This window comes from Pseudomonas sp. SLFW, from assembly GCF_009905615.1.
GTDB lineage: Bacteria > Pseudomonadota > Gammaproteobacteria > Pseudomonadales > Pseudomonadaceae > Aquipseudomonas > Aquipseudomonas bambusae.
The window spans coordinates 35,900-56,733 of sequence record NZ_JAAAKW010000010.1 but is presented as its reverse complement, the minus strand read 5'-3'; the positions used below and the strand labels follow the sequence as shown (position 1 = coordinate 56,733).

21 protein-coding genes and 1 riboswitch are annotated in these 20,834 nt (G+C 62.3%); of the genes, 5 read left to right on the top strand and 16 right to left on the bottom strand.

What is annotated here, in order from left to right; translation table 11 throughout:
• Window positions 1–64 precede the first annotated feature (64 nt).
• The 16 genes from GVN17_RS18205 to GVN17_RS18130 form a co-directional block, all read right to left on the bottom strand.
• Window positions 65–796 (bottom strand): adenosylcobinamide-GDP ribazoletransferase, encoded by a 732-nt coding sequence (locus GVN17_RS18205; protein ID WP_166596647.1) that lies wholly within the window; start codon window positions 794–796, stop codon window positions 65–67.
• Window positions 797–1,369 carry an alpha-ribazole phosphatase family protein gene (cobC, locus tag GVN17_RS18200; protein ID WP_166596646.1) on the bottom strand — a complete coding sequence of 191 codons (573 nt, stop codon included), beginning with the start codon at window positions 1,367–1,369 and terminating at the stop codon, window positions 797–799.
• Complete coding sequence (gene cobT, locus GVN17_RS18195) at window positions 1,366–2,418, bottom strand: nicotinate-nucleotide--dimethylbenzimidazole phosphoribosyltransferase (RefSeq protein WP_166596645.1); 1,053 nt, start codon at window positions 2,416–2,418, stop codon at window positions 1,366–1,368. Before cobT ends, cobC begins: the two co-directional genes overlap by 4 nt.
• The gene (cobU, locus tag GVN17_RS18190; protein WP_166596644.1) at window positions 2,415–2,936 is read right to left on the bottom strand and encodes a bifunctional adenosylcobinamide kinase/adenosylcobinamide-phosphate guanylyltransferase; all 522 of its coding nucleotides are present in this window, start codon (window positions 2,934–2,936) and stop codon (window positions 2,415–2,417) included. The genes cobT and cobU overlap by 4 nt, the downstream gene beginning before the upstream one ends.
• A complete protein-coding gene (locus GVN17_RS18185) occupies window positions 2,936–4,414 on the bottom strand; it encodes a cobyric acid synthase (protein ID WP_166596643.1) in 1,479 nt (492 codons plus the stop codon). The genes cobU and GVN17_RS18185 overlap by 1 nt, the downstream gene beginning before the upstream one ends.
• Window positions 4,411–5,415, bottom strand: a complete 1,005-nt coding sequence (gene cobD / locus GVN17_RS18180; RefSeq protein ID WP_166596642.1) for a threonine-phosphate decarboxylase CobD — start codon at window positions 5,413–5,415, stop codon at window positions 4,411–4,413. The genes GVN17_RS18185 and cobD overlap by 4 nt, the downstream gene beginning before the upstream one ends.
• Entirely contained in the window at window positions 5,408–6,316 is a 909-nt protein-coding gene (cbiB, locus tag GVN17_RS18175; RefSeq protein WP_166596641.1) for an adenosylcobinamide-phosphate synthase CbiB, read from the bottom strand. Before cbiB ends, cobD begins: the two co-directional genes overlap by 8 nt.
• Complete coding sequence (bluB, locus tag GVN17_RS18170; RefSeq protein WP_166596640.1) at window positions 6,313–6,963, bottom strand: 5,6-dimethylbenzimidazole synthase; 651 nt, start codon at window positions 6,961–6,963, stop codon at window positions 6,313–6,315. Before bluB ends, cbiB begins: the two co-directional genes overlap by 4 nt.
• A gap of 190 nt (window positions 6,964–7,153) precedes the next feature.
• Window positions 7,154–8,449: a cobyrinate a,c-diamide synthase gene (locus GVN17_RS18165; protein ID WP_166596639.1), complete on the bottom strand. Its 1,296-nt coding sequence runs from the start codon at window positions 8,447–8,449 to the stop codon at window positions 7,154–7,156.
• Window positions 8,446–9,057, bottom strand: coding sequence for a cob(I)yrinic acid a,c-diamide adenosyltransferase (gene cobO / locus GVN17_RS18160; RefSeq protein WP_166596638.1), 612 nt, complete (start codon window positions 9,055–9,057; stop codon window positions 8,446–8,448). The genes GVN17_RS18165 and cobO overlap by 4 nt, the downstream gene beginning before the upstream one ends.
• A 106-nt stretch (window positions 9,058–9,163) precedes the next feature.
• Window positions 9,164–9,371: riboswitch (cobalamin riboswitch) on the bottom strand.
• 160 nt (window positions 9,372–9,531) lie between these two features.
• Window positions 9,532–10,071, bottom strand: a complete 540-nt coding sequence (locus GVN17_RS18155; protein WP_166596637.1) for a C40 family peptidase — start codon at window positions 10,069–10,071, stop codon at window positions 9,532–9,534.
• A gap of 90 nt (window positions 10,072–10,161) precedes the next feature.
• Window positions 10,162–10,848, bottom strand: a complete 687-nt coding sequence (locus GVN17_RS18150) for a C40 family peptidase (RefSeq protein ID WP_166596636.1) — start codon at window positions 10,846–10,848, stop codon at window positions 10,162–10,164.
• Between the two features lie 75 nt (window positions 10,849–10,923).
• Window positions 10,924–11,688 (bottom strand): NAD-dependent deacylase, encoded by a 765-nt coding sequence (locus GVN17_RS18145; protein WP_166596794.1) that lies wholly within the window; start codon window positions 11,686–11,688, stop codon window positions 10,924–10,926.
• A gap of 8 nt (window positions 11,689–11,696) precedes the next feature.
• Entirely contained in the window at window positions 11,697–12,401 is a 705-nt protein-coding gene (gene hda / locus GVN17_RS18140) for a DnaA regulatory inactivator Hda (RefSeq protein WP_166596635.1), read from the bottom strand.
• A gap of 274 nt (window positions 12,402–12,675) precedes the next feature.
• Window positions 12,676–13,749, bottom strand: coding sequence for an AI-2E family transporter (locus GVN17_RS18135; RefSeq protein ID WP_166596634.1), 1,074 nt, complete (start codon window positions 13,747–13,749; stop codon window positions 12,676–12,678).
• 53 nt (window positions 13,750–13,802) lie between these two features.
• Window positions 13,803–14,873, bottom strand: a complete 1,071-nt coding sequence (locus GVN17_RS18130; RefSeq protein ID WP_166596633.1) for a DUF2066 domain-containing protein — start codon at window positions 14,871–14,873, stop codon at window positions 13,803–13,805.
• A 314-nt stretch (window positions 14,874–15,187) separates the two neighbouring features.
• Here GVN17_RS18130 and purM point away from each other — a divergent pair, with 314 nt between their 5' ends.
• The 5 genes from purM to GVN17_RS18105 all read left to right on the top strand — a co-directional run bounded on the left by purM (window position 15,188) and on the right by GVN17_RS18105 (window position 20,814).
• The gene (gene purM / locus GVN17_RS18125; protein ID WP_166596632.1) at window positions 15,188–16,246 is read left to right on the top strand and encodes a phosphoribosylformylglycinamidine cyclo-ligase; all 1,059 of its coding nucleotides are present in this window, start codon (window positions 15,188–15,190) and stop codon (window positions 16,244–16,246) included.
• A gap of 38 nt (window positions 16,247–16,284) precedes the next feature.
• Window positions 16,285–16,956, top strand: a complete 672-nt coding sequence (gene purN / locus GVN17_RS18120; RefSeq protein WP_166596793.1) for a phosphoribosylglycinamide formyltransferase — start codon at window positions 16,285–16,287, stop codon at window positions 16,954–16,956.
• Between the two features lie 14 nt (window positions 16,957–16,970).
• Window positions 16,971–17,687 carry a DUF3108 domain-containing protein gene (locus GVN17_RS18115; RefSeq protein WP_166596631.1) on the top strand — a complete coding sequence of 239 codons (717 nt, stop codon included), beginning with the start codon at window positions 16,971–16,973 and terminating at the stop codon, window positions 17,685–17,687.
• Window positions 17,688–17,839: 152 nt separating this feature from the next.
• Window positions 17,840–19,651 (top strand): di-heme-cytochrome C peroxidase, encoded by a 1,812-nt coding sequence (locus GVN17_RS18110; protein ID WP_166596630.1) that lies wholly within the window; start codon window positions 17,840–17,842, stop codon window positions 19,649–19,651.
• Complete coding sequence (locus GVN17_RS18105; protein WP_166596629.1) at window positions 19,648–20,814, top strand: catalase family protein; 1,167 nt, start codon at window positions 19,648–19,650, stop codon at window positions 20,812–20,814. Before GVN17_RS18110 ends, GVN17_RS18105 begins: the two co-directional genes overlap by 4 nt.
• Window positions 20,815–20,834: the final 20 nt, after the last annotated feature.

Genomic DNA, 20,834 nt, shown 5'->3' with positions numbered 1-20,834 from the left:
CAAAGGGTGTCAATCAAGGTGACGGGAACGGACAAGACCGGTTCGCTGGAAGGTCGTATCTGGATCAGCGCAACACTAACGTCACCACCACCAGCGTCTCCAGCAACTCCAATAACGCCCCGGCGGTATCGCCCGTGCTGCCGCCCAGCCGCTGGATCATCAATCGACGAAGCCCGAAAAACCCGACCATCGCGAACAGTACCGACCACAACCCGGCCCAGCCCGCCACCAGGACACAGGCCAGCGTCGTCAACGCCAGCACTTGCGCCCCAAGACGACGCGGGAGGTGATCCGCCAGCGCCTGGCCCAATCCACCCGCTCGCACGTAAGGCGTAGTGAGGAACAGCCCCAGCATCGAAGCCCGTCCGATGACGGGGGCCAACAGCAGGCCAACGCTGTGGTGCTGTTCGACCAGCGCCAGTACGGCGGTGAATTTCAGCAGCAGCACGATCACCAGGGTGACCACGGCAATCGGCCCACTGCGAGGGTCTTTCATGATGGTCAGGGTGCGTTCGCGGTCGCCGAAACCACCGAGCCACGCATCGGCACTGTCCGCCAGCCCGTCCAGGTGCAGGCCGCCGCTGAGCAGCACCCACGCGGCCAGTAGCAAGGCGGCGTGAAGCAGAAGAGGAGCGCCGTCGAGCAGTAGGTTCAGGCCCATCAGGATCGAGCCGAACAGCACGCCCACCAGTGGATAAAACAGCAGCGATCGCCCCAACGCTTGAGGTGCGGGCATGCCCGGCAGGCGAATGGGCAGGCTGCTGAGAAATTGCAGGGCGATCCAGAACGGCAGCATTTACACCTCCGTCAGCGCGCCATCCGCGTCGACATTGATCCCGAACAGGCTGCCATGACCGACGACCACCTGTAGCAGCTGCTCACGGGGCAAACCGCGAGCCTGGGCCAGCAACAGGCGCATCACGCCGCCATGGCTGATCAGCAGAATCCGCTCGCCCTCGTAAGCGGCGTGAAGACGTCGGACCGCGCCATGCACACGCTGGGAAAACGTCGACACTGGCTCGCCATTGGGCGGCGTGAAGGTGTAGGGGTTTTCCCAGAAGCGACCCAGCCCATCGGCGTCGGTCTCCATCAGTTGCGCGGTGCTCACGCCTTCCCAGTCGCCGAAATGCAGCTCTTGTAGATCGGGTTCGAGTTGCAGCGGCAAGGACAACCGCGCCGACAGTTCTTCCGCGAACCGCGCGCAGCGTTGCAAAGAGGAGCTGACAATTTGGTCCCACTCGCCACGCAGCGCAACGGCATCACGCATCTGCTGCCAGCCGGTCGGGGTCAACGCATCGTCCAGACTGCCGCGCAAGCCGCCACCCTGTTCGGTTTCACCATGACGCAGCAGGTCCAGGTGCAACGTCATGCCGGGCGATCCGCCACGGCGGCTTCAGCGAACGTCGCCATGCCGTTGTGCAGATCGCACGCCAAACGCAACAGCGGCACCGCCAACGCAGCACCACTGCCCTCGCCCAGCCGCAGGCCCAGTTCCAGCAAAGGCTCGGCCTGCAAGGTCTCCAGCACATGGCGATGACCCGGCTCAGCGCCGCGATGGGCGAAGAACAGCCATTCGCGGCACGACGGGTTCAAGCGCACGGCCACCAACGCCGCCACGGTGCAGATAAAGCCGTCCACCAGCGCGGCGATACCCTCTTGAGCGCAGGCCAGGTACGCGCCGACCAACGCGGCCACTTCGAAACCACCCAGCGCACGCAAGCTGCCCAGCGCATCGCCGGAATGAGCCGCATGCCGTTGCAGCGCCTGTTCGATGACATGAGCTTTATGGTTGATGCCTTGCGCGTCCAACCCGGTTCCCGGCCCTACCAACAGCGGCGCCGGGCAGTTCAGCAACGAGCAGGCGACTGCGCTGGCGGCCGTGGTGTTGCCGATGCCCATCTCACCGCCGATGAACAGCTCAGTGCCGACGGCTTTGGCGCGCAACACGCTGTCACGCCCGCCTGCCAACGCGCCTTCCAGCTGTTCCTGAGTCATTGCCTCGGCCTTGGCGAAATTGACCGTGCCCGCGCCAAGGTTCAGGTGACGCACACCCGGCAGGTTCAGCGGCGAGACGGTGCCGAGATCGACCACATCCAGCTGTGCCGAAAGCTGTTTCGCCAAGACGCTGATCGCCGCGCCGCCCATGATGAAGTTGTGCAGCATCTGCCCGGTGACTTCCTGGGGATAAGCCGACACCCCTTCCGCGACGACGCCATGATCGCCCGCAAAAATCGCGATCCAAACCTTATCTAGCGTAGGTTTAACCTCGGCTTGCAGACCGGCCAGTTGCACGGCGACCGCTTCCAGCTGGCCCAACGAGCCAGTCGGCTTAGTCAGTTGCTGCTGCCGGGCCAACGCCTGCTCACGGCTGGCTTGATCGACTTCTCGGGACGGCGCGAGCCACCAGGCATTGCTCATAGCGGGGTTCCTTTCAGGGTCATGGGCAGACCGGCGACGGTAAACACCACACGCTGGCACCGTTCGGCCAGCGCCTGATGCAGCCAACCGGCTTCATCGACATAACGACGGGTCAGTTCACCGAGGGGCACGACGCCCAGCCCGGTTTCGTTGCTGACAAAAATGATGTCGCCCGGCAGCTGCGCCAGGCAGTCGAGTAAGACGTCGCGCTCCTGCGCCAGTCGCTGCGGATCGTCCAGCATCAGCAGATTGGTCAGCCACAGGGTCAGGCAGTCCACCAACAGGCAGGTGCCCTCCTCTGCGTTTTCTTTCAGCACGCGGGCCAGCTCAAGCGGTTCTTCGACCAGCCCCCACGTGTCCGGGCGACGTGCGCGGTGCGACGCCACCCGTTGATTCATCTCGCCGTCCAGCGGCTGGCTGGTGGCGATGTACACGACATCGAGGCCACTGTCGCTGGCCAGCTTTTCCGCCAGCCGACTCTTGCCGGAACGCGCACCGCCGAGGATCAGTTGCAACATCAAACAGGCTCCAGTCCGCAGAGTTCGCGCAGCAGTTTGCCGTCCAGATGGTTCTCCACCAGATCGGCCAACCGCTCGATGTCGCGCTCGCGCAGCCCGTGATAATCGACAGACTGTACGTCTTGCAAACCGGCCCAGCGCAGCAAGGCGCTGCTGGACGCCGGGTTTTCGAACAAACCGTGCAAATAGGAGCCGAGCACTTGGCCATCGGCGCTTTGCGCGCCATCGCATCGGCCGTCGCTGAGCTGTACCAATGGGCGCTCAAGCGCAGGTCCGGTGGTCACGCCCGCATGAATTTCATAGCCGCTGACGTTTGCATCTTCCAGGGTCAACCGCCCGGTGACATTACGCAGCTGCTTTTCCTTTTCCAGCACCGTGCTAATGGCCAACAGGCCCAGACCGGGGCTCGACCCTGCGGCGCCTTCGAGCCCCAGCGGGTCATGCAGCTCCTCGCCGAGCATTTGCAGACCGCCGCAAATCCCCAGCACTTTGCCGCCGTAGCGCAGATGCCGGGCGATGGCCGTGTCCCAATCGTTGTTGCGCAGGTAGGTCAGGTCGCTGCGCACGCTCTTCGAACCCGGCAGGATGATCAGGTCGGCGGGGGGGATCACCTGACCCGGTCCGACGAATTGCAGATTGACCTGCGGGTGCAGACGCAGCGGGTCGAAATCGGTGTGATTACTGATGCGTGGCAGCACCGGCACGACGACGTTCAGCACCTGTTCGGCCTTGTCGGTCTGACGCTGATCGAGGCCGTCTTCGGCCTCCAGATGCAGGTCCATGACATACGGCAGAACGCCCACCACCGGTTTGCCGGTGCGCTGTTCAAGCCAGTCCAGACCCGGTTGCAGCAAGGCGATATCGCCCCGGAAACGGTTGATGATGAAGCCCTTAACCCGCGCCTGTTCGCTGGTGGACAACAGTTCCAGCGTGCCCACCAAATGCGCGAAAACACCGCCGCGATTGATGTCGGCCACCAGCAACACCGGGCAATCCACCGCCTCGGCAAAGCCCATGTTGGCAATGTCGCCCGCCCGCAGATTGATTTCCGCTGGCGACCCCGCGCCTTCGACCATGACCACCGGCCAGCCTTCGCTCAGCCGTTTATGGGAGGCCAGCACCGCCTGCATGGCGATGGCTTTGTAGTCGTGATAAGCGACGGCGTTCATGGTGGTCACCGCGCGCCCGTGGATGATCACTTGCGCGCCGGTGTCGCTGTTGGGTTTGAGCAGCACCGGGTTCATGTCGGTGTGCGGTTCGAGGCCACAGGCCTGAGCCTGCACGGCTTGCGCCCGGCCAATCTCGCCGCCATCGGCGGTCACGGCACTGTTGAGCGCCATGTTCTGCGGCTTGAATGGCACCGTGCGCACGCCCTGGCGGGTCAGCCAGCGGCACAGCGCGGTCACGAGCGTGCTTTTACCGGCGTCCGACGTGGTGCCTTGCACCATGAGGGTTTTGCCAGCCTTCGGATGATTCATGCACGCTCCCCGGAAAATTCGCTCAACGCCTGCGCCAGTCGCTGCCAATCCGCTTCATCCCGAGGCAGACCAAAACGCAGGCTGCTGTGAGCCGGGCTGTTGTTGAGGAAGATGCGCAACAAAATCCCGCGTTGGGCGCAGAACTCGTGCAGCTCAACAGCCATCGGCGTCACCAGCCATTGGAACAATGCGCAGCCCCCTTGGGGCGCGAAGCCGTATCGGGTCAGCACCTCGACCAGACGTTCACTTGCGTGCGCTGTGCGCTCTCGTTGCACACGATGACCTTCGACGTCGTCAAAGCAGGCTTTGCCCAGAATGCGTGTAGGACCGCTCACCGACCAGGGTCCGATCTGTTTGGCCAGGACTTTGAGAAAACGCGACTCGGCCAGTACGAAACCCAGGCGCACGCCTGCCAGACCGAAGAACTTGCCAAAGGAGCGCAGCACGATAAGACCGGGGCGTTGGGTTTCGGCGGCGAGGCTCAGGTGTGGCGTGTTGTCCATGAACGCTTCGTCCACCACCAGCCAGCCGCCGCGTTGCGCCAGCCGCGCATGCCATTCCAGCAAGCGTTCCTGGGTCAGGCTCAGGCCTGTGGGGTTGTTCGGGTTGACCACCACCAGCACGTCGAGGACATCAATGAAGCGCTCGACCTCATGCTCCAGCACTTCGCGCACCAGAAATCCGTTGCTGCGCCAAGCCTCGGCGTGTTCGGCGTAACACGGCGACAGCACGCCGACCTTGCCCGCCTGGCGCAAACGCGGCAGCGCCTGAATCGCGGCTTGGGAACCGGCCACGGGCAGCAGATCCGCCACGCCGTAATACGCACACGCGGCCGCTTCGAGGCCGTCATCGGTTTCAGGCAAACGCGCCCACGCTGAATCCGGGATCGGCGGAATCGGCCAGGACCAAGGTGAAATCCCGCTGGACAGGTCGAGCCAGTCGGCCTCATCGATGCCGTATTTCTGTACTGCACCCCGCAACCGACCGCCGTGTTCAAGCATAGAATTCAGTCCCCAGACACAACATCAGCAACCACAGCCAGACGCCACGCTGCACCAGTTGCCAGCCTCGATCAATGGAATTCGCATCGGCCGGTGCACCTTCGCCTAATTGCGGACGCTGGTGCAGCTCGCCATGGTAAATCGCCGCGCCGCCGAGTTCGACGCCCAAGGCACCGGCACCTGCCGCCATGACGGGACCCGCGTTCGGGCTGTCCCATTTGGGGGCCTGCGTCCGCCAGCAGCGCAACGCCAGTCGGGTTTTGCCGAGCACTGCGTAGGTCAACGCCACCAGACGCGCAGGAATGTAATTGAGCAGGTCGTCAATCTTTGCCGCCGCCCAACCGAAACGTTCGAAGCGTTCGTTGCGATAGCCCCACATCGCGTCGAGGGTATTGCTCAGGCGATAGAGGATCACGCCGGGCGCGCCCAGCACGACGAACCAGAAGATCGCGGCGAACACGGCGTCGCTGCCGTTTTCCAGCACCGATTCGGTGGCGGCGCGGGCGACCTCGGTGGCGTCCAGTTCAGACGTCTGGCGACTGACGAGGAAACCCACGCGATGCCGCGCCTCTTTCAGGTCATCGCTGCGCAAGGCCTGCGCCACCGGCGCCACATGTTCGCCCAGGCTGCGCAGGCCAAGGGCACAGTACAGCGCGGCGACTTCTACCAGCCAGCCGATATAAGGCAGCCAACTGAGGAAGGTCACCAACAGGGTCAGCGGGATGACCGCAATGAACCACGCCGTGACGCCATGGCTGCGCCAGCCGCGACCGCCGCCGTTGAAACGTTGCTCGATGCGCTCGGCATATCGGCCGAAGGCCACCAGCGGGTGGTTTCGTTTTGGCTCGCCCAGCAGCGCATCCAGCGCGACCCCGGCGACGCTCAACAACGCCACGCTCATGCGCTCACTCCCCATGTGTTTTCGTAGACCAACTCTTGCAGTGGACGCGCCTGCGCCCACCCCTCCAATACCAGCATCGGCGCCGGGTAAAATTCCTTGACCGGGCCCAGACACAGGATCGCCAAAGGTTTTGAACCGGTTGGCATCTCCAGCAGGTCGGCCAGCGCTTGAGGTTCGAATAATGAGACCCAGCCCATGCCCAACCCTTCGGCCCGGGCCGCAAGCCACAGGTTTTGAATTGCACAGGACAACGACGCCATGTCCATCTCCGGCAAGGTGCGACGGCCGAAAATGTGCTTCTCACGATCGTCCATCAAGGCCGCGACGAGCACTTCGGCGCAGTCGTTGATGCCTTCGACCTTGAGTTTCATGAAGTCGTCGGAGCGCTCGCCCAAGGCTTCAGCGGTGCGGATGCGCTCTTCTTCAACTTGGGCCTGAATCTGGCGGCGCAGTTGACGGTCGCTGATCCGAATGAAGCGCCACGGCTGCATCAGACCGACGCTCGGCGCGTGGTGTGCGGCTTCCAGCAGGCGGGCCAGCAACTCCGGTGTCACGGAGCCGCCGGTGAAATGCCGCATGTCCCGGCGTTCGGCAATGGCCCGGTAGACCGACGCGCGTTCGGCGTCGCTGAAGGCGTGATCAGTCACGAGAGCACCTCGCCATGGCTGACCACACGTGCACCTGCTGTAGGAGCGAATTTATTCGCGATGCGAAGGTACGGCCGATAGAAAGGCTTCGGATGTACCGCCCTCTCGCGAATGAATTCGCTCCTACAGGAAACCGTGTTCCCACCGGAAAATCGGGTCAGTCCTACGATGGAGAACACCGACAGACACGTCATGGCAAAAACAGCGCCGCCATCGCCTGTGGGTTGGACGGGAAATAGAAGTGCACGTACGACGCCGTCATCCGCCCGTCCCGGTACACCGCTTCCGCGCCACGCCCGCCGTTGGGACTGACGCCACGGGCAATCGGGGTCAGTTCGGTGCTGGTCAGCGAATGATGATAGGTATGCCCGCGCAAGGTCCCTTCCGGCAATTCGACCGATTGCAGGGCCAGGGCGGCCAGGCGTTTCTGCATCACCGCCTCGCCGTCCAACAGGCCCACCAGTTCGGCGCGTTGGCCGTCTACGTCGGTCAGGGCGTTCAGCAGGTAAAGCATGCCGCCGCACTCCGCGAGCAGCGGCTTGCCTGCGGCGTGGTGAGCGCGAATGGCGTCGAGCATCGAGTGGTTCTGACCGAGCGCCACGTGATGCAGCTCCGGGTAACCACCGGGCAGGTACAGGCTGTCTGCGTCTGGCAACTGGCTGTCGCGGATCGGTGAGAAAAACAGCAGCTCAGCGCCCATCGCCCGCAACAGGTCGAGGCTGGCGCCGTAGGTAAAGGCGAACGCCTCGTCACGGGCAACGGCGATGCGCACGCTGGCCAACAGCGGCTCAGCGGGCACGCTATCGGGCGCTTCGAAGGTCACGGCGGGTGGCAACGTCGAATCGCAGGTGCTGGCCAATGCATCGGCGGCCGCGTCGAGGCGCACGTCCAGGTCGTTCAGTTCGCTCGCCTGAACCAGCCCCAGATGGCGACTCGGCAGTTCGATGCCGGTTTCCCGCGACAACGCGCCATACCAGCGCAAGCCTTCAGTCAGGCTGCCTTCGAGCAACTGGGCATGACGCACGGTGCCCACCCGGTTGGCCAGCACGCCCGCGAAGGGCAGGTCCGGTTGATAGCGCGCGAGGCCCAACGCCAGCGCCCCGAAGGTTTGAGCCATGGCCGTGCCGTCGATCACGCCCAGCACCGGCACGCCGAAACGCCGCGCCAGATCCGCGCTGGAAGGCGTTCCGTCGAACAGCCCCATCACACCCTCGATCAGGATCAGATCAGCATCGGCGGCGGCTTCCCACAGCAGGCGTCGGCTCTCATCCTCGCCGACCATCCACATGTCCAATTGATAAACGGGATTACCGCTGGCGCGTTCGAGAATCATCGGGTCGAGAAAATCCGGACCGCATTTGAACACTCGAACGTTACGACCCTGATTGCGATGCAGACGGGCTAACGCCGCTGTCACAGTGGTTTTGCCTTGGCCGGACGCGGGCGCCGCGATCAAAACCGCAGGGCATCGACGAGCCTCACTCACAGCTCAATGCCCTTCTGCGCCTTGATGCCCGCCTGAAACGCGTGCTTGACCACGCCAATCTCGGACACCGTGTCAGACAGGTCGATCAATTCCTGCTTCGCGCCACGGCCGGTGACGACCACGTGCTGCATCGGCGGACGCGCCTGGAGGTCGCTCAACACCTGTTCCAGATCGAGGTAGCCGTGTTTGAGGGCGATGTTCAGTTCGTCGAGGATCACTAGGCCGATCTCGGGATCACGCAGAAATTCTCGGGTCACGACCCACGCCGCCTCGGCCGCCGCGATGTCACGCTGACGGTCTTGGGTCTCCCACGTGAAGCCTTCGCCCATGACGTGATAGCGCACTTGCTCGGGGAAACGGCGGAAGAACAGCTCTTCGCCCGTGGCGTTGCGGCCTTTGATGAACTGCACCACGCCGCACTGCATGCCGTGGCCCATGGCCCTCGCCAGCATGCCAAACGCCGAGCTGCTCTTGCCCTTGCCGTTGCCGGTCAGGACCAGCAACAGGCCGCATTCATTGGGGGCGCTGGCAATGCGCTCGTCCATCACCGCCTTTTTGCGCAGCATGCGCGCCAGGTGGCGTTCGTCACGTTCGGGGGATTCGCTCATCTCAGCTCTCCGCTTGAGGGCAGGTGTGGCAAACGGAGGGCACGGACAAAGGCTGACAGCAGGCACCGGACAAACGCCGAGCCTGCGCAGAGCATCGCCCTCCGTGATGCTGTTGAATGGATCAGGCCGGTCTCCGGACTCATGAGCGAAACAGGGGCGGCGCGCCTTCCCATGTTCATCGAACACAGTGGCATCGTGCGCAGCCTTGACTCATTTACCGTTGCGGAGGCAGCGCCGGAATTGATCGCAAAGGCGTTCGCACCGGCTTCCCTGTTTCACCCTTTTTAGCGGGCACCTGAAACAATCGGCGAAGGTTAGAGGGTTGACTACCGAGCGTCAATCGAAGCGGCGAAGGATCTGCCGCATCCCTGAAGCAGCACGGCTTGCCAGCAGTGGCGTCCGCGAGTTTTAGCAAGGAAGGCGAGTCAGGTGTTTGCTGCGCAACAACCACGCAGCAAACCACAGGGAAAAGGATCAGTTGCTGCGCGCGAGATTCGACGGCTGGATCACACGTTTGGCGTTCAGCCAGGCTTTCTGCCAGTACGGCTTGTCGAGGCTGTCGAGCTTGACGGTGCCACCGGTGGCAGGCGCATGCACGAAGCGGCCTTCACCGACATAGATCCCGGCATGGCTCACGTTCGAGCCGCCGCCCGTGGCGAAGAACACCAAGTCGCCAGTCTGCAACTGACTGCGGTCGATGTCCGGGCCTCGCAGGGTGATCATTTCACGGGTCGAGCGCGGCAGGGTGATGCCAGCAGCGTCGTGATAGACGTAGCCAATCAAACCACTGCAATCGAACCCCGAATCAGGCGTATTGCCACCCCAACGGTACGGCGTGCCAACAAGGCCGATGGCACGTAACAGCACGTCATCCGCAACGGGAGAATTGAATTGAGGGGGAGCAGCGATCACAGGCCGATAGGCGACCTTGGGGGGAGATGGCGGCGGAGTGCTGGAACAAGCGGCCAGCAATGCAGCCAGTGAAGCAACAGCCAGGCGAACCGTAATCGACATAAACACAACAACCTTCCTAGGATGCGGCTTACTCTGCCGGAGGCCGGAACCTTGCGCAATCAGGGTTTCCCCTAACTGCGCGGCCCGTATTTAACGGTGTTGGCGCTTGATTGTAGTCGAGGTCATGGCGGTCGTGGTTTCTGGAACCTGGGAAGGTGCCATGGCCAGCGCGCGCTTGGCTTCGATGAACGTACGGGCCCAGTAAGCATCGTCGAGGCTGTCGACGCGCACACCGCCACTGCGACGGCTGCTGGAGTGGATGAACTGGTCATCGCCCAGGTAGATGCCGGCATGGCTGACGCGGCCGCGGCCTGCGGTGCTGAAGAACAGCAGGTCACCAGGCTTCAGGTCGTTACGCTTGACCAGAGGAGCGTCGATATTGATCATTTCGCGGGAAGAACGCGGCAGGCTCATGCCCGCCTCTTCGCGGAACAGGTAGCCAATGAAACCGCTGCAATCGAAGCCGGACGTGGTCGAGGTGCCGCCGAAACGGTAGCGAGTCCCGATCAACGATTTGCCACGTTCCAGAATGCTGTCAGCCAGGACCGGCAACTGATACGGCTTGTTGTCGGAGAACTGGGCCAATTCGTCTTCGGTGGCGATTTCGTCATCCAGTACGGAAGAGGAGTAATCGGCACGCTTGGCGGTTTGTGCGGTGGCAGAGTCCCGGAATTGCGGGTTCTGCGACTGTTGTTGCGACGCTGGCATCTGGGCCGCGCAGCCGAACAGCAGCGTTACGAGTGCGAGAGGCACGAGGGGTGCGAAGCGATTCAGCATGGGCACGACCGTGGCGGATGTGTAAAGAAGCCGAGACTATGCCCTCAATCGTCATCATTTGCAAATTCAATCGAATCAAATGTGACTTACCAGGTCCTCCATCACATCTAAGGCTCTACACCTCAGAAATGCATCCATGTGAATGGAGTGATCGGTCGACGAGGGGTTGATCTCGGCGGTAAAGCCTCCTGCCACCCGCGTCCGAAACATCGGCTCGTGGATATAAGGGAAGCTGGCAGTGGTTCCGATGCTGAGCACAGCGTCAAAGCCTTTTGCCATCTCTTCGTACAGCACATTCAATGCCAGCTCTGGCAGCATCTCTTCAAACAAGACGACCGGCGGTCTCAGCACGCCATGGCACTGCGTGCATAAAGGCGGCAAGGGCCGTTGCAGGTGCTCGCTCAACTGTGGGTCTTCAGCGCCACAAGACTGGCAATAGAGCGGCGCCAACTGGCCGTGAATCTCGATCAACCGCTCCGGCGGACTCCCCGCCGCACGGTGATAGCCGTCAACGTTCTGCGTCAACACCCAGCATTCCGGTTTGCGCCGCTGCAACTCAGCGATGGCGTAATGCGCCGCATTGGGCTGTCCGCCGAGGCACGCGCTGCCTAATTGGGCAATGTATTTCCAGCACAGGGCGGGGTCGCGACGTAGCATCGGGCCGGACAGCGCCATTTCAATGGGCAGCCCGTCGTCGGTATGGCCGTTATAAAGGCCGCCCACTCCGCGATAAGTCGGCAGGCCGGAATCCGCCGACAGCCCGGCACCGGTGATGATCAGAATGCGTTTGGCATGACGCAGGGCCGCTGCGGTCTGCAGGACCAGCGCCTGATCGACCACGGGCGGATTCACCAACCCAAGGTCTCTTTAAGGAAGGGAATGGTCAGCTTGCGCTGGGCCTGCAAGGACGCCTGATCGAGTTCTTCGAGCAGATCGAACAGCGCACTCATGCTGCGTTTGCCCCGGGTGAGGATGAAATGCCCGACTTCATCCGTCAGGTGCAAGCCACGGCGCGAAGCGCGCAATTGCAGGGCACGGAGCTTTTCTTCGTCGGACAGCAGGCGCATCTGGAACACCAGCGCCATGGTCAGCCGCGACTTCAGGTCGGCCAGCTTGACCGGCAACTCGCGAGGGGAGCACGACGCGGCGATCAGCAGACGGCGGCCGCTGTCACGTAAGCGGTTGAATAGATGAAACAGCGCTTCTTCCCATTCAGGCTTGCCGACGACGGCCTGAATGTCGTCGAGACACACCAGCTCATATTGCTCAAGGTGATCGAACAGCTCGACGCCTTCATCGATGACTTCAGCCATGGGCAGGTAAACGGCGGGTTCGCCCATCTGCTCGAAACGCAGGCAGGCGGCTTGCAACAAGTGCGTGCGCCCTACCCCGTGCTTGCCCCATAAATAGATGAGGCTTTCAGTCCACCCGGCCTCGGCTTCGCACAGGCGCTCGACGTAGCCGAGTGCAGCGGCATTGGCGCCTGGATAGTAATTGATAAAGGTGGCGTCATCACGCAGACGCACACTCAGGGGCAGCTGAACTGGTTTCATGCTGGCTGAACGGCTCGGTGAAGAACCGCCAAGGGGCCTCTGTGTAAAGTGTGCAAAGTTTATACCCGCAGGACGGGCCGCACAATGCGCCAGAGGGCGTGCAAAATCAAAGGCTTGCGTCTATCCCGGGCCAGGCCGCGGATTATGGGCGTCACACCGATACCCTGTAGGAGTGAGCTTGCTCGCGATTGCGCACTGCCAGACTCTATTTCTGAGACTGATATACCGCGATCGCGAGCAAGCTCACTCCTACAGACAGGTCGCGCCCGAACACCTACAAATCCGGATCTTCCATCCCGCCGTAGATATCCGACTCTTTATACAAATCGTGCACATGCCGCACCAGCACCATGATCACCGCCGCCACCGGCAGGGCCAGCAGGATGCCGGTGAAACCGAACAGTTCGCCACCGGCCAGGATCGCGAAGATAACCGCCACGGGATGAAGGCCGATCCGATCGCCCACCAGCAACGGCGTCAGCACCATCCCTTCCAGCGCCTGACCGACCATGAACACCGCGACAATCCCCAGCATCGGGTACAGATCCCCGCCGAACTGGAAGAAACCCGCCAGAATCGCCGAGCCGATGCCGATCACGAAGCCCATATAAGGCACGATGGCTGCCAGACCCGCGATGACCCCGATCAACAGACCAAGCTCAAGGCCGACCAGCATCAGGCCCGCCGCGTAAATCACCCCAAGCGCCACCATCACCAGCAACTGACCGCGAATGAACGCACCCAGCACTTCGTGGCACTCATCGGCCAGCGCCACGATCTTCTTCTCGCGATGACGGGGGAGCAGGCTGCGCACCTTCGCCATCATCACGTCCCAATCACGCAATAAATAGAAGCAGACCACCGGGATCAGCACCAGATTGGTCAACCAGCCGATCAGCGCCAGCGTCGACGTCGTGGCCTGGGCCAGAATGATTCCGACGATGTCGCCGGTCTGCCCCATGTGTTCGGAGATCGCCGCCTTGACCTTGTCGAACTTCCAGAACCCGTCCGCCAGCCCCAATTTCGCCTGAGTCCACGGCAGCGCGGTGTGCTGCAACCAGTCGAGTATCTGCGGCGCCAGTTCGTACAAGCGGTACAGCTGCTTGGCGAGCATCGGCACCAGCACCAACAACAGCCCCATGAAAATGAGGGTGAAGAACACGAAGACCGTTACCACACTCCAGGTGCGTGAGAATTTCAGCTTTTCCAACCGATCTGCCAGGGGATCGCCCATGTAAGCCAGCAGCAGCGCCACCAGAAACGGCGTAAGGATGGCGTGCAGCAGCCAGACAAACAGGCACAGCAGGACAACCCCGCCCAGCCAGAACCAACGACGTGTATCAGTCATTACCGCCCCTCAACCCAAAATAAAATGCTTCACGCACGCCGTTATGAACCCGCTCACCAGCGGAAGTGCAGTGTTTGTGTGGCGACAGGCGCGGGGACCGGCGCAGGTGCACCCGGCGCAGCACCGACAGCAGGCACTTGTCCGGCATCGACCGGCGCTGCAGCGACCTCACCCGCTGGCACCTCCTGCAACTTCGCCAGGGACAATTGCGAGCGCAGCTGGTCGGTGCTGCCGCTGACGTCAAACGTCACCCGATCCGCGTCTACCGATTTGAGGCGGCCACCAAACGGCTCCAACAGACGGCCCAGTTGGGCGTAACGCTCCAGGGTCATGCCCTGGACTTCCAGCGCCATGCTCGATGAGGCGCCCGGTTTGACCACGAAACGCGGCGCCAGACGCTGACTCACCGACAGCAGCACCGCGTCGGCCAGCTCGGCGGAACTGGCCCCGCTGGCGCTGCCCTGCTCCATCTTGTCGCCCAGCCACAGGTGCCATTTGCCCTGCCACTGACCGCTATTTTCCTGTGCGTGAACGGCAAGAATGGCGTCAGAGCCATAGCGCTCGGACGCCTGCTTCAGCGGCGCGACGTCCGTGCCGTCGAGGGTTTTGGCGTTGCCGATGCCCTGCTCACCCAGGTCCGCCAGCGGCAGACGCAGCGGCAGGCCCCGATGCTGGGCGGCGCGGCGCAGCGGTTCTGCACTCGGCTGGCCGTCACCGACCAGATTGGCGCCATCAGTGGCGTCGTTCAGCCACCAGGCCATGATCACCGGACGGTTTGAGCCCCACAGCGACAAACCGGCCTGACGCAATGCCCGGTCGGTGCTCGATGGATCGAAATCCACCTGCAAGGACTCGGGCGGCCCTGCGTCATAGCCGTACTGACTGATGATCTGCTGCGGGTCCTTGCGCACGTCGGCAAGGCCCGGCCCTTGAGCGGCCTTCGGGTCACCGGTCAACCGAATGACCAGGGTTTCCAGCGCAGCCTGGGTCGCACGGGTTTTCTCATCGGGGCTCTGCCCGCTGACCGGCTCGCGCACCTGATAGAGATTGTTCACCGTCTCGGCCAGGGCCGGGAGGCTCATGAGGGACAGACAACCTGCGAACAGGCAGTTTTTAAGGCGCATAAGAATTCCCACGAAACAAATATCGCAGCCTGATAAATAGCTGCATGAACATGACTGGCTCGACTGAGACCGCGCGGCGGTCCGAATCGCTCACTCTGGAGACGAACTTACACCTTTTAGGGCGACCGACGAACGGCTAAACCCTGAACGAACGGGTTATTTTTTCTTCATCGATGGCCCTGCCCGTCGGCCCAAGGATGGCCGCTTGGGCCCAACCCTGATAAAATCGCGCGCCTTCGCAGACCGGCGATGACACGGCCACGCGCCGCACCCACCTCGGTCGTTACCCCGAATCCCCCCTAAAGGCCTGGATCATGAGCAAGCAACCCTCCCTGAGCTACAAAGACGCCGGTGTAGACATCGACGCCGGTGAAGCATTGGTCGAACGCATCAAGAGCGTCGCCAAGCGCACCAAGCGCCCGGAAGTGATGGGCGGCCTGGGTGGCTTCGGCGCGCTGTGCGAAATCCCGGCCGGCTACAAACAGCCGGTCCTGGTCAGCGGCACTGACGGCGTCGGCACCAAGCTGCGCCTGGCCCTGAACCTGAACAAACACGACAGCATCGGCATCGATCTGGTCGCCATGTGCGTCAACGACCTCGTCGTCTGCGGCGCAGAGCCGCTGTTCTTCCTCGACTACTACGCCACCGGCAAACTGAACGTCGACACCGCCGCTCAGGTCGTGACCGGCATAGGCGCAGGCTGCGAACTGGCGGGTTGCTCGCTGGTCGGCGGCGAAACCGCTGAAATGCCTGGCATGTACGAAGGCGAAGACTACGACCTGGCCGGTTTCTGCGTTGGCGTCGTGGAAAAATCCGAAATCATCGACGGCTCGAAAGTGGTGGCGGGCGACGCCCTGATCGCCCTGCCGTCGTCCGGCCCGCACTCTAACGGCTACTCGCTGATCCGCAAGATCATCGAAGTCTCCGGCGCCGACATCAAAACCATCCAGCTGGACGGCAAACCGCTGACCGACCTGCTGATGGCGCCGACCCGCATCTACGTCAAGCAACTGCTCAAGCTGATCAAGGACACTGGCGCCGTCAAAGCCATGGCCCACATCACCGGCGGCGGTCTGCTGGACAACATCCCGCGTGTCCTGCCAGAAGGCGCACAGGCCGTGGTTGACGTGGCGAGCTGGACCCGCCCTGCCGTGTTCGACTGGCTGCAAGAGAAAGGCAACGTCGACGAGCACGAAATGCACCGCGTCCTGAACTGCGGCGTCGGCATGGTCATCTGTGTGGCGCAGGAACACGTCGAAGCCTCGCTGAACGCCCTGCGTGAAGCCGGCGAGCAGCCATGGGTCATCGGCCAGATCGGCGTCGCGGCCGAAGGTGCTGCACAAGTCGAGCTGAAAAACGTCAAGGCACATTGATGTCCGACGTGGCGATGCCGGAAGCGTTGAAGGCTGACATGCCCCAACCCTGCGACGTGGTGGTGCTGCTGTCCGGCACTGGCGGTAACCTGCAAGCGATGATCGACAGCTTTCAGGACGGTTCGAGCCCGGCTCGCATTCGCGCGGTGATTTCCAACCGCGCCGATGCCTACGGGCTTGAGCGCGCGAAGAACGCGGGCATCGACACCCGCGTTCTCGATCACAAAGCCTACGAAGGTCGCGAGGCCTTCGACGCGGCGCTGATCGAACTGATCGATTCGTTCTCGTCGAAACTGGTGGTACTGGCCGGTTTCATGCGCATTCTCACCCCGGGTTTCGTGCGTCACTACCACGGCCGGCTGCTGAACATACATCCGTCACTGCTTCCCCTGTATAAAGGCTTGCACACCCATCAACGGGCGCTCGAAGCGGGCGATGCCGAACATGGGTGCAGCGTGCACTTCGTCACAGAGGAACTCGATGGGGGCCCTCTGGTCGTACAGGCTGTTGTTTCGGTAGAGTTGCACGACACGCCTGCCACGCTGGCACAACGGGTTCACGCTCGGGAACACCTGATTTACCCGCTGGCGATCCGCTGGTTCGCTGAAGGCCGTCTGGCCCTGAGCGAACAGGGAGCGACCCTCGACGGTCAGCCATTGGGCTCAAGCGGCCATTTGATTCCGGCCATTCAATGTGGCCCCTCACTGTAAAGACGGGAGAAATTATGCGTCGCGCTTTGCTCTTCGCCCTCGCTCTGTTCGCCATTCCTGCGGTCAACGCGGCAGACCTTCAACCTTTCGCCGCCAGCTACACCGCTGATTTCAAACAGCTCCCGGTCGGCGGCGGCAGCGCCACCCGCAGCCTGGAAAAAAACGCCAACGGCACCTGGACCCTGAGCTTCAAGGCCTCGATGATGATCGCGAGTCTGACCGAGGTCAGCACCCTCAAGGTCGACAAGGATCAACTGCTGCCACAGACCTACCACTTCGAACGTGGCGGTTTGGGCAAGAGCAAAACGGTTGACCTGGTGTTCGACTGGCCCACCAAATTCATCACCGGCACCGACCGTAACGACGCGGTGAAAATCCCTCTGAACACCGGTGTTCTGGACAAATCCACCTATCAACTCGCCCTGCAGCACGACGTGGCAGCGGGCAAGAAGAGCATGACCTATCAGGTTGTCGACGGTGACGAAGTCGATGCTTACGATTTCCGCGTGCTGGGCACCGAGAAAGTGGCCACCAAGGTCGGTTCGGTCGATGCGATCAAGGTCGAGCGCGTGCGCGACCCGACGCAGAACAAGCGCACCACCGTGATGTGGTTTGCCAAGGATTACGACTATTTGCTGGTGCGTCTGCAGCAGGTCGAGACCGACGGCAAGGAATACAACATCATGCTGCAGGACGGCACGGTGAACGGTAAGTCGGTCAAGGGCAGCTGATTTTTCGCTCCTGCCATTGACCTCGAAAAGCCCGCTGACATCAGCGGGCTTTTTATTGCATGCTCGACCGTCGGGATTAAAGCGTCACGTCACTTGCCATGGGATTGGCGTGATGTCATAAGGACACCAAAAAACGGACAAGGATGGTTATCTTGCGCATATTTCGCCGTGCATTGCTGCTGTTGCTCGCTGTGGTCGTGCTGATTCTGGCGGTGGTGATTTATTACATCATCAACCCGAAACTGCCTGAATACACGCCTGTCGAGCAGGTGCAGTATCAGCCTCAATGGGACGACAGCGACCGTCAGACCTATTACTTCACCCCACAGGGGACGCAAGTCAAAGGCCTGCACTACAACTGGCTCACGGCGTTGGAGATGCCATTCTCCGAAGACCGCTTCGCCGCGCCCGAACACCTCGCCCGTTTCGGGTTCCTGATCGATCCCAAGCAGGTCGCCACCGCGCTGAACCCCGGCAACCTGCCCGTCGGTTTCACCCGCCATCAGAACCCTGACCATACCGTCGAGTACCTGGACATCACCTGTTCCGCGTGCCACACCGGCGAATTGCATTTCAAGGGGCAGGCCCTGCGCATCGATGGCGGCAGCGCGCAGCATGTCTTGCCGTCCAGCGTGCCAACTCTGCGCGGTGGGAGTTTCGGTCAGGCGCTGGTCGCCAGCCTCGTGGCGACTTATTACAACCCGTGGAAATTCGAACGTTTCGCCCGCCGCGTGCTGGGCGACCGCTACGATGCCTCCCACGATCAGCTGCGTGACGAGTTCAAGCAGTCACTGAACACCTTCGCCAAAACCGCGTGGAACGACACCCATCGTGGCCTCTACCCCACCGAAGAAGGGCCAGGCCGGACCGATGCCTTCGGTCGCATCGCCAACGCCACCTTCGGCGACGCCATCTCGCCCGACAACTACCGCATCGCCAATGCCCCCGTGGACTATCCGCACCTGTGGGACATCTGGACCTTCGACTGGGTGCAGTGGAACGGCTCGGCCAAACAGCCAATGGCGCGCAACGTCGGGGAATCCCTCGGTGTTGGCGCGACCCTGACGTTCTTCGACGCTGCAGGCCAGCCGCTCAAGGTGGCTGACCGCTACCCCTCCAGCGTCCGGGTGCGCGACCTCGACACCATCGAACGGGCCTTGCAGCGCCTGAAGCCACCGGTCTGGCCAGAGCAACTGTTCGGCCCGGTGAACAAGCCGCTGGCCGCTCAGGGTCGCGCTTTGTTTGCCGAAAATTGCGCAGGCTGCCACGTCCCGCCCCACAGCGTGGTGGACGGCCGGACCGTGCAATACCTGAACATGATCCCGGTGGCGGAAGTCGGCACCGACCCGAACACGGCCAATAACATCGCCGACAACCACTACGACGTGAGCGCGCTGAAGTGGACCCAGGACGAACTCGACCACCTCACCAACGTTCATCTAGTCCCTAAACCGACGACACCGCTGGACACGCACAACGTGACCTCGGCCAAAGCGCTGGCGTACATCACTGCCTACGTCGAAAACAACGCCTACAACGCGGCCAACGTCCCCATCGCCGATCGCCCCGCCATGGACGGATTCGGCCTGCCCATCGCGGTTCAGGAATTGCGCGCGTACAAAGCCCGGCCGCTGGACGGGATCTGGGCCACACCCCCCTTCCTGCACAACGGCTCGGTGCCGACGATCTATCAGTTGCTCTCCCCTCAGGACGAGCGCAGCACGACTTTCTACAAAGGCACCTTCAACTACGACCCCTTGCACTTGGGCTTCGAAACCGCAGCCTTTAAAAACGCCTTTCTGTTCGACACGAAAATCTCCGGCAACCACAACAGCGGTCACGAATTCCGCGACGGCAAGCGAGGCAACGGCGTGATAGGACGCGGCCTGTTGCCTCAAGAGCGCTGGGCGTTGGTGGAATACCTGAAAGTGCTGGGCGGACCGCTGGAGCAACAATTGCCATGATCACTCGACATCGCGACACGCAACACACTTGGCTCGGGCGGCTCTGGCTGCGTCTGGGTTCATTTCTGGGCAAGACCCTGCTGTGGCTCATCGGGCTGGGCCTGTTGGGCTGGGCGGTATCAAGCGTCTGGTTCGCCTGGCAGCACCGCGGTCCGGTGCCCGTGGAAGAACAGATTCCGCCCGGTGAAGCGGCCATGAGCCAAGGCATCATTCAAACGGCGGTGCGCATCGTCGACCAGCACCGCGAGCCCACGCGCTACCTGCGTGATGCCCATGCCAAGGCCCACGGCTGCGTGAAGGCCGAAGTGAGCGTGCTGAAAGACCTCGACCCGGCCTTGCGCCAAGGGGTGTTCGCCGAGCCGGGTAAAACCTGGCAAGCGGTCATGCGCCTGTCTAACGGCAACGCCTATCCACAATTCGACAGCATTCGGGATGCGCGGGGCATGGCGCTCAAACTGCTGGACGTGCCAGGCAAACAATTGCTGGCAGACCAACAAAGCCGAGCGGAACAGGACTTCGTGATGTTCAGCCACCCGAACTTCTTCGTCAGCGACGTGGCCGAATACGCACAGAACATCGGGGCCCAGGCCGACGGCCAGAAAGTCCTGGCGTTCTTCCCCAGCCTTGACCCGCGAAGCTGGCAAGTGCGGCACCTGTTCATCGCGTTGGCAACGCTGTCGCCTGCACCCGCCAGCCCGACGGAGACCACGTATTACTCGGTCTCCCCTTACAAGTTCGGCACCGCCAACGCCAAGTTCCGGGTCGCGCCGGACCCGCAAAGCTGCCCGCCGTACACCCTGCCCAAACAGAACCGGGACCTGCCGAACTTCTTGCGCACGGCCTTGAATCAGCAGTTGTCCACCGACCGCGTCCCCGCGTGTTTCGTGTTGCAGATTCAGCGGCAGAATCCGCAAACGTTCATGCCGATCGAAGACACCAGCATCGAATGGAAGGAAAGCGATGCCCCGTTCGACACCGTGGCGAAGGTTCGGGTCGCGCCCCAGGATTTCGATACACCCGAGCAAAACCTGGCGTGCGACAACCAGTCCTTCAACCCGTGGTTTGGCGTAGAAGCGCACCGACCCATCGGCGGCATCAACCGTCTGCGCAAAGCGGTGTATGAAGCCGTCAGCGACTACCGTCACAGCCGTAACGCGCTTTAGGAAAATTGAGGCTTGGGGAT